Source organism: Paenibacillus sp. JT22N12 (genome assembly GCF_056269365.1).
On the sequence record NZ_JBWDNU010000031.1, the window covers coordinates 1 to 15,198 of the forward strand.

General features: G+C 49.5%; 8 protein-coding genes and 11 tRNA genes. All 19 read left to right on the forward strand.

The window, feature by feature from the left end:
* Positions 1 to 34 precede the first annotated feature (34 nt).
* Positions 35 to 110 (forward strand) — tRNA-Asn (locus AC0YOA_RS37690).
* 5 nt (positions 111 to 115) lie between these two features.
* Positions 116 to 191 (forward strand) — tRNA-Thr (locus tag AC0YOA_RS37695).
* A gap of 60 nt (positions 192 to 251) precedes the next feature.
* Positions 252 to 326: transfer RNA gene (locus tag AC0YOA_RS37700), tRNA-Glu, on the forward strand.
* Between the two features lie 10 nt (positions 327 to 336).
* A tRNA-Val gene (locus tag AC0YOA_RS37705) sits at positions 337 to 412 on the forward strand.
* A gap of 6 nt (positions 413 to 418) precedes the next feature.
* Positions 419 to 493, forward strand: a tRNA-Gln gene (locus AC0YOA_RS37710).
* Between the two features lie 8 nt (positions 494 to 501).
* Positions 502 to 577 (forward strand) — tRNA-Lys (locus AC0YOA_RS37715).
* A 36-nt stretch (positions 578 to 613) separates the two neighbouring features.
* Positions 614 to 698: transfer RNA gene (locus AC0YOA_RS37720), tRNA-Leu, on the forward strand.
* Between the two features lie 806 nt (positions 699 to 1,504).
* Positions 1,505 to 2,365, forward strand: coding sequence for an ABC transporter ATP-binding protein (locus AC0YOA_RS37725; RefSeq protein WP_475790894.1), 861 nt, complete (start codon positions 1,505 to 1,507; stop codon positions 2,363 to 2,365).
* Between the two features lie 355 nt (positions 2,366 to 2,720).
* Positions 2,721 to 2,795, forward strand: a tRNA-Gly gene (locus AC0YOA_RS37730).
* Between the two features lie 6 nt (positions 2,796 to 2,801).
* A tRNA-Arg gene (locus AC0YOA_RS37735) sits at positions 2,802 to 2,878 on the forward strand.
* Positions 2,879 to 2,905: 27 nt separating this feature from the next.
* Positions 2,906 to 2,982 (forward strand) — tRNA-Pro (locus tag AC0YOA_RS37740).
* A gap of 7 nt (positions 2,983 to 2,989) precedes the next feature.
* Positions 2,990 to 3,063 (forward strand) — tRNA-Gly (locus AC0YOA_RS37745).
* Positions 3,064 to 3,349: 286 nt separating this feature from the next.
* Entirely contained in the window at positions 3,350 to 6,157 is a 2,808-nt protein-coding gene (gene ppc / locus AC0YOA_RS37750; RefSeq protein WP_475790895.1) for a phosphoenolpyruvate carboxylase, read from the forward strand.
* Positions 6,158 to 6,382: 225 nt separating this feature from the next.
* Positions 6,383 to 6,949, forward strand: a complete 567-nt coding sequence (gene sigW, locus AC0YOA_RS37755) for an RNA polymerase sigma factor SigW (RefSeq protein WP_210047178.1) — start codon at positions 6,383 to 6,385, stop codon at positions 6,947 to 6,949.
* A gap of 115 nt (positions 6,950 to 7,064) precedes the next feature.
* The gene (locus AC0YOA_RS37760) at positions 7,065 to 7,688 is read left to right on the forward strand and encodes a zf-HC2 domain-containing protein (protein ID WP_475790896.1); all 624 of its coding nucleotides are present in this window, start codon (positions 7,065 to 7,067) and stop codon (positions 7,686 to 7,688) included.
* A 231-nt stretch (positions 7,689 to 7,919) separates the two neighbouring features.
* Positions 7,920 to 8,759, forward strand: a complete 840-nt coding sequence (cdaA, locus tag AC0YOA_RS37765; protein ID WP_210047176.1) for a diadenylate cyclase CdaA — start codon at positions 7,920 to 7,922, stop codon at positions 8,757 to 8,759.
* A complete protein-coding gene (locus AC0YOA_RS37770) occupies positions 8,752 to 10,461 on the forward strand; it encodes a CdaR family protein (protein WP_475790897.1) in 1,710 nt (569 codons plus the stop codon). The genes cdaA and AC0YOA_RS37770 overlap by 8 nt, the downstream gene beginning before the upstream one ends.
* A 145-nt stretch (positions 10,462 to 10,606) precedes the next feature.
* Positions 10,607 to 11,953: a phosphoglucosamine mutase gene (glmM, locus tag AC0YOA_RS37775; RefSeq protein ID WP_475790898.1), complete on the forward strand. Its 1,347-nt coding sequence runs from the start codon at positions 10,607 to 10,609 to the stop codon at positions 11,951 to 11,953.
* 837 nt (positions 11,954 to 12,790) lie between these two features.
* Positions 12,791 to 14,623: a glutamine--fructose-6-phosphate transaminase (isomerizing) gene (gene glmS, locus AC0YOA_RS37780; RefSeq protein ID WP_475790899.1), complete on the forward strand. Its 1,833-nt coding sequence runs from the start codon at positions 12,791 to 12,793 to the stop codon at positions 14,621 to 14,623.
* Positions 14,624 to 15,198 lie beyond the last annotated feature (575 nt).

Consider the following 15,198-nt stretch of genomic DNA (forward strand, 5'->3'; position numbering starts at 1 on the left):
GTTTTCAGGGTGTAACAACCCGAAGTATTACCGTTCCCTGATAGCTCAGTTGGTAGAGCACTCGACTGTTAATCGAGTTGTCACAGGTTCGAGTCCTGTTCGGGGAGCCATTCTTGCTCTCATAGCTCAGTAGGTAGAGTGCATCCATGGTAAGGATGAGGTCACCGGTTCGAATCCGGTTGAGAGCTCCATTTTGATGGGTAAGGTTTTATGAGCAGGCTCCGAAAGGAATTCGGAGTGCCAGCTATCGCGGCCCGTTGGTCAAGCGGTTAAGACACCTCCCTTTCACGGAGGTAACAGGGGTTCGATTCCCCTACGGGTCACCACTGCATATTTGGAGGCTTAGCTCAGCTGGGAGAGCATCTGCCTTACAAGCAGAGGGTCGGCGGTTCGATCCCGTCAGCCTCCACCATAATGCTGGGGATTAGCCAAGCGGTAAGGCAACGGACTTTGACTCCGTCATTCTCAGGTTCGATCCCTGAATCCCCAGCCATTTATTTTGAGCCATTAGCTCAGTTGGTAGAGCACCTGACTTTTAATCAGGGTGTCGAAGGTTCGAGTCCTTCATGGCTCACCATTTTCTGCCTACTGAAAATGGACTTGCAACAAACGTGCGCGTATGGCGGAATTGGCAGACGCACCAGACTTAGGATCTGGCGTTTCACGACGTGGGGGTTCAAGTCCCTCTACGCGCACCATATGAATTCAATCCCTTGAGATTTCAAGGGTTTTTTATTTTCTGAAACAGTCCGTACGTTCTGCAAATTGACCACCTAAATAATGATATGAGTTAAATCAGCCAAACACGAAAATCCGATTGTTCTTTCAAGAACAGTCGGATTTTCATTTTTAGACGGGGTTGATAATAAACCAAATGGGATTTATCGAAGATTGTCGGTTTAATTTCAATGCTGACGCATTTTCCATAAAGCTGCAACATCAGCGATGAAGCCTTTACCTCTGTATGTTCTACGCAACTGATAAAACCCCATATTCATGCCGGCTGCAACAATTTCACCGGCAGCTGCAGCCGTGGCTTTGGAAATTCGACAGTAGGAACGAGTTCAGCCAGTCTGATCGATCGGACTTGCCCGTTTTTTAAACTTCAAGCCGAGTCGGCTTTTGCAGTTAGCGGCAGCGGCTTGATTCAGGGAGAACCGTTGTGTAGATCCAAGATTCCTTACTGACGTTGTTCATCGACCTTGCTGAGAGTACCTCGAATAACGATGCAGAACGCCGTTATACATCTCCTGGCGCGTACCAATACCCTCCCGAAAGATGGGTAGTGAATTATCGATCTCTATGCCGCATGGTTGAGGAAATAAGACTCCGTGCATGAGCTGAGTATGGAGTTCTAGAAAATGTAACATCGTCTATAATATTTCGAGGGAAATTTAAAACATCTCTTGACGAATGACTTGAGAATGGTTATCATTCTTATATGATATGAGAATAATTATCACTATCAAATAAATGCAAGGGTTTTGAAGGGAGCGGATTTTTAGTGATTCGGTTGACGACATCGCAATTAAACATCGCCTATGAGAACAGACTTATTGTGGATAATCTCAACGTGGCCATCCCTCAAGGGAAAATAACAGCCCTGGTGGGCGCTAATGGTTCGGGCAAATCCACGATATTGAAAACCATGGCGCGAATCATGTCTCCGGTTAACGGAGCAGTTATGCTTGATGGCAAATCCATTCACAAACAATCGACGCGTGAGGTAGCAAAACAACTCGCTATTTTACCTCAAAACCCGACCGCTCCCGATGGCTTGACTGTATCTGAACTCGTTTCTTATGGCAGATTTCCCTACCAAAAAGGCTTCGGCTCCTTAACCCGCGAAGACCGCTCCATTATTCAATGGTCCATTGAATCAACAAGAATGACTGAATTTGTAGATCGTCCTATTGATCAATTATCCGGTGGTCAACGCCAGAGAGCATGGATCGCAATGGCGCTTGCCCAGCAGACTGATATTTTGTTCCTTGATGAACCTACGACCTTCCTGGATATGGCTCATCAGCTTGAAGTGCTGGAACTGCTGCAGGAGCTCAATGCAAGCTCAGGCCGCACAATCATAATGGTGGTGCATGATCTGAATCACGCTTCCCGCTATGCGCATCATATGATCGCGATCAAGGCGGGTAAAGTATCGGGCGAAGGGGCGCCTAGTGCTGTTATGACACCCGATGTGCTGCGTGATGTCTTTGGCATCGAAGCGGATATTATTCCCGATCCCCGGACTGGCCTGCCGCTTTGCCTGCCATACTCCCTGGCAGGGCAGGATAAACTTTCAGCAGAGGTGAATCACGAGCAGGAAGAGGTTAATTTGCCATTAATGGCCATTGCAGGAGCTTAAGATGTTCTGATGCTTTAAAACAGCTCTGATGCGCTTCTATGCGGCCATAACTGGCAATTCGGACAGCTGATGCCGTTAAACGCATCGGGCTGTCCTTTTTATACATAGGGACTACTTGCAATTCTCTGTATACTACTGTTGGTGATTATGAATGGAACAAAGCAATAAGCATAAGATTTATAATGGCTATAAATTATTAGGAGCAGGATTAAGTTGCCTTTTACATGGGAATAATTAGAAATATGCGTTTAAATAATCTGAATATTTTTATTTTGAAAAAACATTTGCATTCTCCCAGTTAGCGTGATATATTATTACTTGTCGCGCTTGAGATAAAGCGACTGACACAAAACATGCGGAAGTGGCTCAGCGGTAGAGCATCGCCTTGCCAAGGCGAGGGTCGCGGGTTCGATTCCCGTCTTCCGCTCCATAATTAGTGCCCATAGCTCAGCTGGATAGAGCGTTTGACTACGAATCAAAAGGTCGGGAGTTCGAATCTCTCTGGGCACGCCATTTTCACAAAATTGCAGAAATCATTGACGGGACGTAGCTCAGCTTGGTAGAGCACCTGGTTTGGGACCAGGGGGTCGCATGTTCAAATCGTGTCGTCCCGACCATTTCTGCGCGGGTGTAGTTCAATGGTAGAACTTCAGCCTTCCAAGCTGATAGCGTGGGTTCGATTCCCATCACCCGCTCCATTAAACAAATAACCAGAAACTCTGATCTCAGGGTTTCTTTTTTTTACATTTCAGAGTATTACAGGATTCGACGGGATTTTTAGGTACATCCATGAAAAAGCTTCAACCGCTCCGTGATTTGTAGTATGATAATAAAAGTGAAAAAACCGTCTGCGAAGCTCTGCTGACGGTAATCGGTGATGCAATGGAATACTAACCTTTGGACCTTCTCTGGTTACTTTTATCTGTCGGATTTAAATACGTTAAGGAAAGATTTTGCTTCAAGCAGAATCTGAGGAGGATCAAGATGTCGGAACAAGAAACATCTGCTTTGACGGCCAACCGGCCGCACTCGAACAATTTATTACGGCGCGATGTCCGCTTTCTGGGGAACATATTGGGCGATGTGCTCGTTCACCAAGGCGGGCATGAACTGCTTGAGATCGTTGAGAAAATTCGTGAAATGAGCAAGGCGCTGCGGGCTGAGTTTCTTCCGGAGCTTTTTGATGAATTTAAAAAAGTTATTGATGCGCTAAGCCCTGAAATTCGCCATCAAGTCATCCGGGCCTTTGCGATTTATTTTCAGCTTGTCAACATTGCCGAGCAGAATCACCGCATACGGCGCAAACGGGACTATGAACGCTCTGCAGGAGAAACTGTTCAGCCCGGTTCCATCGAAAGCGCTGTTCAGGTACTGAGGGAGCAGGGAATAGCCGTTGATGAGGTCAAGACGATGATTGAGGGGATTTCCCTGGAATTGGTCATGACTGCCCATCCTACGGAAGCCACTCGTCGTGCCGTGCTGGACATCCATCAGCGCATCGCCCATGAAGTTATGGAGCTCGACAATCCGTCACTCACCTACCGTGAACGCGAGAAGCTTCGTGAGAAGCTGCTGAACGAGGTGCTTACGCTTTGGCAAACGGATGAGCTGCGCGATCGTAAGCCGACCGTTATTGATGAAGTGCGCAATGGCATGTATTATTTTGACGAGACTCTCTTCGAAGTGCTCCCAAGCGTATATGAAGAGCTCGAACGCTGCCTGGACAAGTATTATCCGGATGAGCGCTGGCATGTGCCTGCTTACCTGAGATTTGGCTCCTGGATCGGCGGCGACCGTGACGGCAATCCATCGGTTACGGCCAAGATTACCTGGGAGACCCTGACGCTTCAACGTGAGCTTGTGCTTGAGAAATATGATGAATTGCTTCGTGAATTGATGGGGCAGCTGAGCTTCAGCACGAATATCGTCACGATCTCTGAAGAATTGGTGGATTCCATTCAAAGGGACCGCCAGCATGTGGAGCTTCGCACTATTGAGCTGTGGCGCAATGAGAATGAGCCATATAAAATTAAACTCTGCTATATGATTGAGAAGCTTGTCAATACGCATAACGATACGCTGAAAAACTCGCCCCTGCGTTACAACAACGCTGATGAATTGAAGGAAGACCTCCTTGTTATCGACCGCAGTCTGCGCCATCACTTTGCTGATTATGTGGCTGATACGCATATCCGTAAGCTGATTCGCCAAGTGGAATTGTTCGGCTTCCATCTTGCCGCACTTGATGTGCGTCAACACAGCCAAGAGCATGAGAATGCGATGACTGAAGTGCTAGCCAATATGAACATCGTGGAGAATTACGGCTCGCTGGATGAAGAAGAGAAAATCGAGCTGCTTCATCGCTTGCTGAATGATCCGCGTCCGTTGACTTCCCCTCATTTTGTATATTCGGAAGGAACGCAGGAGTGTCTGGATGTGTATCGTACGATTTATCGCGCTCAACAAGAGTTCGGTGAGAACTGTATTTCCAGCTATCTGATCAGTATGACACAGGGCGCTAGCGATATGCTGGAAGTAATGGTCTTCGCGAAGGAAGTCGGGTTGTTCCGCCAGGAGACCGGCGGGAATATCCGCTGCACACTGCAGGCTGTTCCTTTGTTCGAAACCATTGATGATCTGCATGAAGCTCCGGCAATTATGGAGAAGTTGTTTGAACTGCCGGTATACCGCAAGGCGATTGAGGCCAGAGGCAACCTGCATGAGATTATGCTGGGATACTCTGACAGCAATAAAGACGGCGGAGCTGTTACCGCCAACTGGGAGCTGCGGGTGGCATTGAATGCCATTACAAGCGCGGCGAAGAAATTCGACGTGAAGCTGAAATTCTTCCACGGTCGCGGTGGTGCGCTAGGACGGGGCGGAATGCCGTTGAACCGCAGTATTCTGGCACAGCCGCCGCATACGGTAGGCGGAGGAATCAAAATAACGGAGCAGGGCGAAGTGCTCTCGTCCCGTTATTCCATGAAAGGCATTGCTTACCGCAGTCTGGAGCAAGCAACCTGGGCGCTGATAACCGCAGCGCGGCTGGCGAATTATCCGGAGCAGGAAGCTGCAGATGTAGCCCAGTGGGATGAAATTTCCAAAGGGATATCGGAAACTGCGCTGCGCAAATATCAGGATCTGATTTTCCGGGATCCAGACTTCCTGACCTTCTTCAAGGAATCTACACCGCTGCCGGAGATCGGCGAGCTTAATATCGGTTCCCGTCCATCGAAGCGGAAGAACAGTGACCGTTTCGAGGATCTGCGGGCGATTCCGTGGGTATTCGCCTGGACGCAGAGCCGTTATTTGCTGCCGGCCTGGTATGCGGCCGGTACGGCGCTGCAGGAATATGTGCAGGATGATGAGAAACGGTTGGAAACACTGCGCGCAATGTATGAGCAGTTTCCGTTCTTTACGTCTCTGATCGATAATTTGCAGATGGCGTTGGCCAAAGCAGATCTGCAGATCGCCGCGGAATACGCGGATATGATTACGGACAGCACGATTCGGGAGCGCATTTTCACACAAATTAAAGAGGAATATGAACGGACGTCTTCGTTCATTCTACAAATAACAGGTCAAGCCGAAATTCTGGATAATGTGCCGGTTATTCAAGAATCAATCCGCCTGCGCAATCCGTACGTGGATCCGCTGAGCTACATGCAGGTACAGCTACTTCTGGAGCTGCGCGAGGCGCGAGCCCGCGGTGAAGAGGATGATCCGGAGCTGCTGCGTGAGGTGCTGCTGACTATCAATGGCATTGCAGCCGGCCTTCGCAATACGGGCTGATCAATAACTGATACGTTTGTTTCAAGGGCCGGACGCCCGGCGGCAGGAGTCCCTCCGCTTACGTCCGGTCCTTTGACGTATACTCCAGAGTAAATCAGGATTCAAATAAGTATCATTATGCTTTTGCATGAGCGTCAGGTATCGGTTCGATCCTTGCAGGATCGGTGCAGCCGCACGTTCAACCGGACGGGAGTTGGAGCATGCGGCGTGTCTGGAGGAGAAACAGTGAAATCAGTTGAGGCGCGGTTAGCGCAATTGGCACTAAGAGGCGATCAGCGGGCTTTTGCGGAGATCGTCGATATGTATCAGGATAAGCTGTACCATATGGCATACCGGATGCTGTATAACCGCCAGGAAGCGGAGGATGTCGTTCAGGAGGCTTTTCTGCGGGTATACAAAAATCTGGATCGCTATGATGATACAATGAAATTCTCGACCTGGATTTACCGGATTGCGACCAATCTGTGCATTGATCGGCTTCGCAAGCGGAAGCCGGTTTATTCGCTGGATGCCGAATCCAGTGAGCACGAAGGTCTGGATGGTTATGCGATGATCCCAAGCGACGACAAGACGCCGGAAAGCGAGCTGCTGCTGTCGGATACGCAGCGTATTATACATCAGGCTATAGAGACGCTGCCGGCAAAGTATAAATCGGTGATGGTGCTGCGATATCTTCAGGAGATGTCCCTGCAGGAGATTGGCGATGTGCTGGAAATGCCGGTTACGACGGTGAAAACACGTGTGCACCGCGGCCGGGAGTTCCTCCGCAAGAAGCTGGAGCATAAGTTATAAGCAAGGGTCAGGATAAGAGATGACCGTAGCGGATTCTCAAAAAAAGTGAAACATCATCGTCGACCATACGTATCGTATACTGCTGTGAGTTACACTGAAGAAAGGAATGGCTGCTATGAATTGCAATGTCGCCATTGTATGGATGCATGATTATCTAGACGACGAGCTTCCCCGCGAAGATGTCTTACAGCTAAAGAACCATTTGCTCTCCTGTCCAGCATGTAGAGCACGATTCGAGCAGTTGGAGCGAACAGAAGCGCTCACCCATAAATTGATTGATTTTCGACCACAAGCTGAGGAAACACAAGCCGATGATCTTAAACTTCGGATCATGAGCGCGCTGCCTGTCAAGCGGAATCGCCCAAGCTGGGCCGGCTGGCTTCGCAATCACCCTGCTATCGCGGTAGCGGCAGTTTTTGCTCTTGTGATGTTCTCAAGCACACTTGCCATGTGGGAAGAGAATACGGATTTGACGGTGCGCGGAACGGATCTTTCCCACGTGGTTATTAACGGGGATACCGTGACTGTTCCAGCAGGCGCGCATGTGAACGGCAATTTAATTATAGAGAATGGAAAAGCCAACGTACTCGGCGAAGTGGATGGAGATGTGACGGTTATCGAGGGCTCGCTGTATCAAGCGTCGACGGCCCATATCTCGGGGAAAGTGAAAACAATCGACCAAGCGCTTGACTGGTTTTGGTACAAAGTTTCACATTCGATCAGCAGCTTGGCTTATTGATTCCACTGCCTCCCTCATGCGGGAGGTTTTTTTGTGCCCAAAGCATGACTAAAGGATAGCTATAGGAGGTGGATAGAGTTTGCCAGCCAAGGCAAACAGAAGAATATTAAAATTCTGATAAATTCTTAACGCAAAAAAAGGGTTTATATCCTCTTTTCTAGAAGATAATAAGGTTAAGTATCCGATATATGTGATAGAGGACCTGTGCAATTGGTTGTTGGGGGCTGACATATGAGCTATTTCGCAGATTTGACCTGGAAAGACTGGATCAAGGACATTATCGACATTTCCATTGTCAGTTATATTATTTACAAATTGATTCTGCTCGTACGCGGCACCAAGGCGGTCCAGCTTCTCAAAGGAATATTCGTTCTCGTTGGTACATGGGCCATTAGTACCTGGTTTAATTTATATACACTTAAATGGTTAATGAACCAAATGTTTACCTTTGGGGTCGTGACGGTGCTGATTATTTTTCAGCCGGAGCTCAGGCGTGCGCTGGAGCAGCTGGGGCGAGGCAAGCTATTTGCCCGCTCTTCCGTAGTTGAACGTGATGTGAGCGAGCGTATCGGGGAAATGATTAAAGCCGTCAACTATATGGCGAAACGCAAAATCGGGGCATTGATTGTATTCGAACGCAGCACAGGCCTCTCCGACTATATTGAGTCGGGTATTCGAATGGAATCGATGGTCAGCTCCGAGCTGTTGATTAATATTTTTATCCCTAATGCGCCGCTTCACGACGGTGCGGTTATTGTGCGCGGCAATCAGATCATGGCGGCTGGCTGTTATTTGCCTTTGTCGGAGAATCCTTTTATCAGCAAGGAGCTTGGAACAAGGCATCGTGCCGGCATCGGCATTACGGAAGTGTGCGATGCGGTTTCAGTTATCGTGTCGGAGGAAACGGGACAGGTCTCGCTGGCTGTGGGGGGCATGATTGTCCGCGATATCAAGGAAGAGTCATTGATTTCCAAGCTGTTCGAAGAGCTTAATCCGAATCCCAAGGCACAAGAGAATACTGGATCGAAACGGCCTTTCTGGAGACGGAAAGGGGGCGAAGAGAATGGATAAATGGCTCAGTCATCCAACCGCTCTGAAAATCATTTCGCTCGCGCTTGGCATTCTGCTGTGGGCAGTCGTCCATTTTGATTCCGAACGGTCTCCAAATTCAGTCGCCTCCCTCACGGAGGTCAAGGATTATGAGGCGGTGCAGGTGAAAGCAGTTGGACTTGATGAGAATAATTATTCGCTTCGTCTGGTCGAGCCAACGGCTGTGCAGCTGACGGTTCGGGCGCCCAGATCGAGCCTGCTGCAAACGACGCCGGATGACTTTCAAGTAACTGTAGACGTGAGCGAGGCCAAGGAAGGAAGCCAGGTGCTTCCTATCTCGATCAGCAAGCCCAAGGGCATGGAGATTGTGTCCAAGCAGCCGAGCACGGTTACGGTCGTACTGGAGCGGTTGATTACGAAGGAATTTGAGTTCCAGGTGCAGACGGAGGGAACGCCTGCCAACGGATATAAGCTCGGTCAGCCGATCGTGAAGCCGAACAACCGCGTTCATGTCACGCTGCCGGAGGGTATCATGGAGGATGTCGGTTTTGTCGGGGGCAAGGTATCCGTGGAAGATGAAGAATCGACAATCAGCGAGAAGAAGGTCAAGGTCGTTGTGCTGGACAAAGAAGGCCAGGAAATGCCCGAAGCCATTGCCACTCCAAGTGTTGTCGAGGTAGAGATTCCGATTACGATGCCATTCAAAAGGGTGCCTCTGCAAATTGGACTGACCGGCAAGCTGCCGGATGGCCTGGCTATGGACACATTCGTCCCAAGCGTGGATCAGGTATCGATATATGGGCCCCAGGACGAGCTCGATAAGTATGATTTTTACGATGGTATTAATGTGGACTTGTCGAAGCTGTCTCAATCAGGTACGATTGAGCTCAATATCCCTCCAAAAGAAGGGATTGTGTCAGTCGATCCTTCGAAGGTGACGATAAAATATACCTTAGTACCGATATCTGTTAAAACACTCACGCAGCTGAAGGTGACCTTCATCTCACTCTCTGATGGACTGAAGGCCAAGATTACTATTCCGGAGACGGGAACCGTCGATCTGCCTGTAAGAGGGGCAACAAGCGTGCTGGCTGGTGTCGGAGCCAGCGATGTTCAGCTCATCGCCGACTTGAATGGCTTGGGACCGGGAAGCCATATTGTGCCTTTGGATGTGCATTTGCCGAGCTTTGTTGAGCAGACAAGCTCCATTCCGATTACGGTCACAATAGAGATTACGGATGAAGCGGCAACAACCGATCCGCCCGCTGGCGGAACGGACCCCGGGACCGGAGACGGTTCTACAGATACGACGGGGAATGAGACAGGGAATGCCGGGACAGGAAATACGGGGAATCCCGGGGACGCAGGAAATACGGGTGCGGGGAATACTGGGGCTAATGAAGATCCAGGTACTCCGGCAGGGACTGGCAATGCAGATTCAGGCAATAATCCGGTGAACAGTTCAGGTGGTGGGGGGGGGGGGTCGGCGGGGGCCGCCCCCCCCCCCCCCCCCGGCTCTGTGGATGGGAATGAAGATTCCCCGGATTCAGAAACGGAAGCGGATACGGGTGCAGATCCAGGCACGAATCCCAATGACAGCGGCAGTAACAGCAGCAATAGCAGTAGTAATAACAGCAGCAGTGATGGCAGCAGCGGTAACGGAACGAATAGCGGGCAGCCCGATAGCGGGGAAAGCAGCTCTGGTAGCGGAACTAATCCATAAACCTGATACATTGATTATTCGTGATGCTCTTTGAGCAGTATTCACCTATACATAGAAACAGAATGCTGCTATATCTTATACCATAGGAAATAATGTCATTATTCATAAAGATATAGAATTCAAGGTTAAAAGGGGATACTCTACAATGGGAAAATATTTTGGAACAGACGGTGTGCGCGGGGTTGCCAACCGCGAATTAACGCCGGAGCTCGCTTATAAAATCGGCCGCTGCGGCGGTTATGTACTTGCCGGCAAGGCTGAGAGACCAAAGGTTTTTATCGGACTTGATACCCGGATTTCCGGCCCAATGCTTGAAGCGGCCCTGATCGCAGGGTTGCTGTCTATCGGAGCAAGCGTCGTACGTTTGGGAGTGGTGTCTACGCCGGCGGTCGCTTATTTGACGCGCATCATGGGCGCGGATGCGGGCGTTATGATATCGGCTTCGCATAATCCGGTTGAGGATAATGGAATTAAATTTTTTGGCGGTGACGGCTTCAAGCTCTCGGATGAGACGGAGCTCGAGATTGAACGGCTGATGGATGCAGCGACGGACCAGTTGCCTCGCCCGGAAGGCGGAGGGATTGGCTCCGTGACCGAGGATGTGCATGCGCAGCGATTGTATCTTGATTTTCTAAAAACAACAGTGAAGCATTCATTCATGGGTCTTAAGGTTGTCCTGGATTGCGCCAATGGAGCTGCCTACTCGCTCGCTCCGACGGTATTCCGTGAGCTTGGTGCGGAGGTCATCACAGTCGGCGCTGAACCTAACGGGCTTAATATAAACGATGGCGTCGGGTCCACGCATCCTGAATTTTTGCGTGGAGAAGTGCTGAAGCATGGCGCCGATCTTGGATTATCCTTTGATGGCGACGCAGACCGGCTGATTGCAGTGGATGAGAATGGAGAAGAGGTCGATGGCGACTTTATTCTTTGTATATGCGCTGATGCGATGAAGCGCGAAGGTACGCTGAAGGGCGATACGGTTGTAACGACCGTAATGAGCAATATCGGATTTTTCAAAGCTGCCCAGAAGCATGGTCTCAAGACGGCACAGACGGCCGTTGGCGACCGCTATGTGATGGAGGAAATGCGCCGTAACGGCTTCAATCTGGGCGGAGAGCAGTCCGGCCACGTTATTTTTCTCGATCACAATACGACTGGAGACGGCATTCTTACGGCTCTTCAGCTTGTTAATACATTGGTGGGCTCCGGACAGAAATTGAGTCAGCAGAAGAACCTGATGCGCAAGTTCCCGCAGGTGCTGGTCAATGTGCGCGTGGCCGATAAGACGCTGTACAAGGACAATGCTGCTATTGCTGCTATTATCGCGGAAACGGAGCAGGAGCTGGGTGACAATGGGCGTGTGCTTGTACGTGCTTCGGGCACAGAGCATCTGATCCGCGTCATGGCGGAAGGTCCGGATAAAAGCCAGGTGGAAGCGTATGTGAGGCAGATCGCAGATACGGTAAGAGCCGAGCTTGGCGGGGTATAAGATTTATTATTCACGGCATTACGGATTAATGGAATGAATGATTAGCCTCATGGAATAATGAATTATAAAGTTTCGGACGGCGGTTCCAAGGGCGCAGAAGATGAATGCGCCATTAGAACCGCCTTTTTATTTTGTTAAGGCAAGCGCCTTGAAGCGGGACACTGCGCATCAATCGTATATCCTCCTTTGCTCCGATGGTTGGAGAATAGTGGGCCGATACCAGATAGAAGGGAAGCATTTTAGGGGAAAATGTTGTGAATGTAAATGTGTTGAAAATTTTGCAGTTGCACCGTTCGGTTAAAATGAATATGATAAGAAGTATGATTCCAGAAATGAAAGCGAGGATAGCAGCCAATTAGCTTTACAAGCGCCAGAGCTTGCGCATGATCGTCTTGCTGCAGAACGGTTTATTTTGATTTTTGTATAACGTTCCTGCGGTGGACAGCGGCAAGCTGACGAGGTGGAGGTGTTCGGATTGTTCGGCGGGGACCTCCCGGTTATGCATTTGACCGAAAGCCGATTCCCAAATCGACAGGGCGACCAGTCGTACAAAGGGTCGGTAAGATGCGATAGTGACGATTGAAGGCGCAAGCAGCAACGGAGGCTGTTGTGCGCTCATCTTTAAGTATGTTTGAAACATGCTATTTGTGCCCGTTTGCTTACGATGCCAAACTGAAGAGGGTGGCATAAGACGAACGGTTTCTTGAAATATCAGCTGGTATACGGTCTAATCGTATGCTTTCCTGAAATCGACAGCAACCATAGACTGTGCTGTCCCACAAATGTGTTGGCATCCGTTTCTTTCGGGAATACTACCCCAAACGGAGGTCTATTAAAATGTGTGGAATCGTAGGATATATCGGTAAACGGGATTCGCAGCAAATTTTGATTGATGGATTGAAAAAACTGGAATATCGCGGTTATGATTCTGCGGGTATTGCCGTTTTCACGGATAAGGGATTGGAAGTACGCAAGTCCAAAGGCCGGTTGGCCGCATTGGAAGAAAAGCTTGTTGGAGACGAGCTTCGCGGTTCAGTAGGAATCGGACATACACGCTGGGCGACGCACGGCAAGCCATCCGATGAGAATTCCCATCCTCATACCGACAATTCGTTCAAATTCTCGGTCGTGCATAACGGCATTATTGAGAACTATCTCGATCTGAAGGATGAATTGATTGCAAAAGGGCATCATTTTCTGTCGGAAACGGATACCGAGGTGATTTCTCACCTGGTCGCGGAGGAGTATGACGGCGACATCGTTAAAGCCGTTCAGCGTGCTGTGAAACGGATGCGTGGCGCTTTTGCGCTGGGCGTGTTAACGGAATTCGAGCCGGACCGGCTGGTCGCCGTGCGTTATGCAAGTCCGCTTGTGATCGGCATCGGGGAAGGCGAGAATTTCATTGGCTCGGACATTCCGGCAATCTTGGAGCATACACGCAATGTTTACATTCTAGATGATGGTGAAATGGCTATTCTGACGAATAATAACGTCGAATTAAGGTCGATTGATGGCGAAGTTATTTCCAAGGAAATATTTCATGTCGATTGGGATTTGACAACGGCGGAAAAAGCCGGTTTTGATCATTTTATGCTGAAAGAAATACATGAGCAGCCTAAAGCTTATCGTGACACGATGATGGGCAGAATTTCGGCAGACGGACGATCGGTGGAGCTGAAGGAAATCGGCATGACGCCGGAGCAGATCCGCGGGATTCGCAATGTGCATATTGTCGCCTGTGGAACGGCTTACCATGCAGGCATGGTTGGCAAATCGCTTATTGAAAGTCTGGCCCGTATTCCGGTTGAGATTGATGTCGCTTCGGAATACCGCTATCGTTCTCCGATTATAACGCCTGAAACGCTTGTCATAGTTGTGAGCCAATCAGGTGAAACGGCGGATACGCTGGCTGCCCTGCGTGAAGCAAAACGCTGCGGCGCGCGCGTGCTGGCTATTACGAATGTTGTGGGCAGTTCAGTGTCGCGTGAAGCGAACGATGTGATGATCACGCAGGCGGGTCCTGAGATTGCAGTTGCATCGACAAAAGCGTACACTTCGCAGCTGATTGCTTTTATGCTGTATGGTTTATTCCTGGCGGATACGCTTGGAACGCGTGATAAGGATTGGATCGCTGATGTGCTTGTCGCTATGCAGAAGCTGCCGGAGCAGGTGGAGAGCATTCTGGAGAGAGCACAAGTGCTGAAGCAGGTAGCGGAATCACTGGCAAAGCACGACAATCTGTTCTTCATCGGCCGCGGCATTGACTTCGCAGTTGCTCAGGAAGGGTCGCTCAAGCTGAAGGAAATTTCTTACATTCACTCGGAGGCATACCCGGCAGGCGAGCTGAAGCACGGTACTCTCGCGTTGATCGAAGAAGGCATTCCGGTTATTGCGCTGATCACCCAGGAGGATCTGTACGAGAAGACTCTCAGCAACATTAAAGAAGTAAAAGCGCGCGGCGCACATGTACTCGGTTTGGTTAATGAGGGAACCGAGGTCGAGGTCGGAAAATCGATCGATGAGCTGTTCGCGATTCCCCGGACACTGCCGCTTCTGTCGCCGGCGCTGTCAGTTGTACCGCTGCAGCTCCTGGCATACTATGCCTCGCTTGCGCGCGGAAATGACGTTGATAAGCCGAGGAATTTGGCGAAGAGTGTGACTGTGGAGTAGAGGGCAACAATTTAGATTTTGATCTTGTGTTCAGTGAAAATAAAGTATTGGATTGAAATTATTAAGACCTAAACTTAAGAAATATCAAATAAAATAAAGGGTTCCACATATTATGCATGACTAATATGTGGAACCCTTTATATGTTTAACTATCGTTCGCCGTGAGGTTCATGATAAAACCTGGAAAGCCGATGGTAGCAATGGACAGACGATTAATCTCCTGATCACGGGTGATGCCTTTGCCGGCGGTCTCTGATGCTAAAGCAATCTGATACTCGAAACCACCACTGATCATCAAAGAGTTCGACGAGCGTCTATGGGCGTTGGCGGTTGATTCCGTCATAGTCACGTCGGACAAGCAAGCTGGTATTCAGGTTTAAGGACTCGCTCGGCAGTTGAGGGTTAAATGGCGTAGCTTACTACATTCATACCGATGCCTACACCGATATATAAGTCGGAGTGGGCATCGGTATATTTATGTTCTTTACGGGCTGCCCTGTAGCTTACTTTTCAACCCAAGTACTTAATTTAAAATATTACCTTGACAGTCAAAGTAGTATGTCGTATTATACAGG

What these genes read in the sequence shown, in the direction of transcription:
- ppc (WP_475790895.1), top strand. Translation starts at nt 3,350, where the DNA reads ATGTCGGAACAAGAAACATCTGCTTTGACGGCCAACCGGCCGCACTCG.
- AC0YOA_RS37760 (WP_475790896.1), top strand. Translation starts at nt 7,065, where the DNA reads ATGAATTGCAATGTCGCCATTGTATGGATGCATGATTATCTAGACGAC.
- cdaA (WP_210047176.1), top strand. Translation starts at nt 7,920, where the DNA reads ATGAGCTATTTCGCAGATTTGACCTGGAAAGACTGGATCAAGGACATT.
- AC0YOA_RS37770 (WP_475790897.1), top strand. Translation starts at nt 8,752, where the DNA reads ATGGATAAATGGCTCAGTCATCCAACCGCTCTGAAAATCATTTCGCTC.
- glmM (WP_475790898.1), top strand. Translation starts at nt 10,607, where the DNA reads ATGGGAAAATATTTTGGAACAGACGGTGTGCGCGGGGTTGCCAACCGC.
- glmS (WP_475790899.1), top strand. Translation starts at nt 12,791, where the DNA reads ATGTGTGGAATCGTAGGATATATCGGTAAACGGGATTCGCAGCAAATT.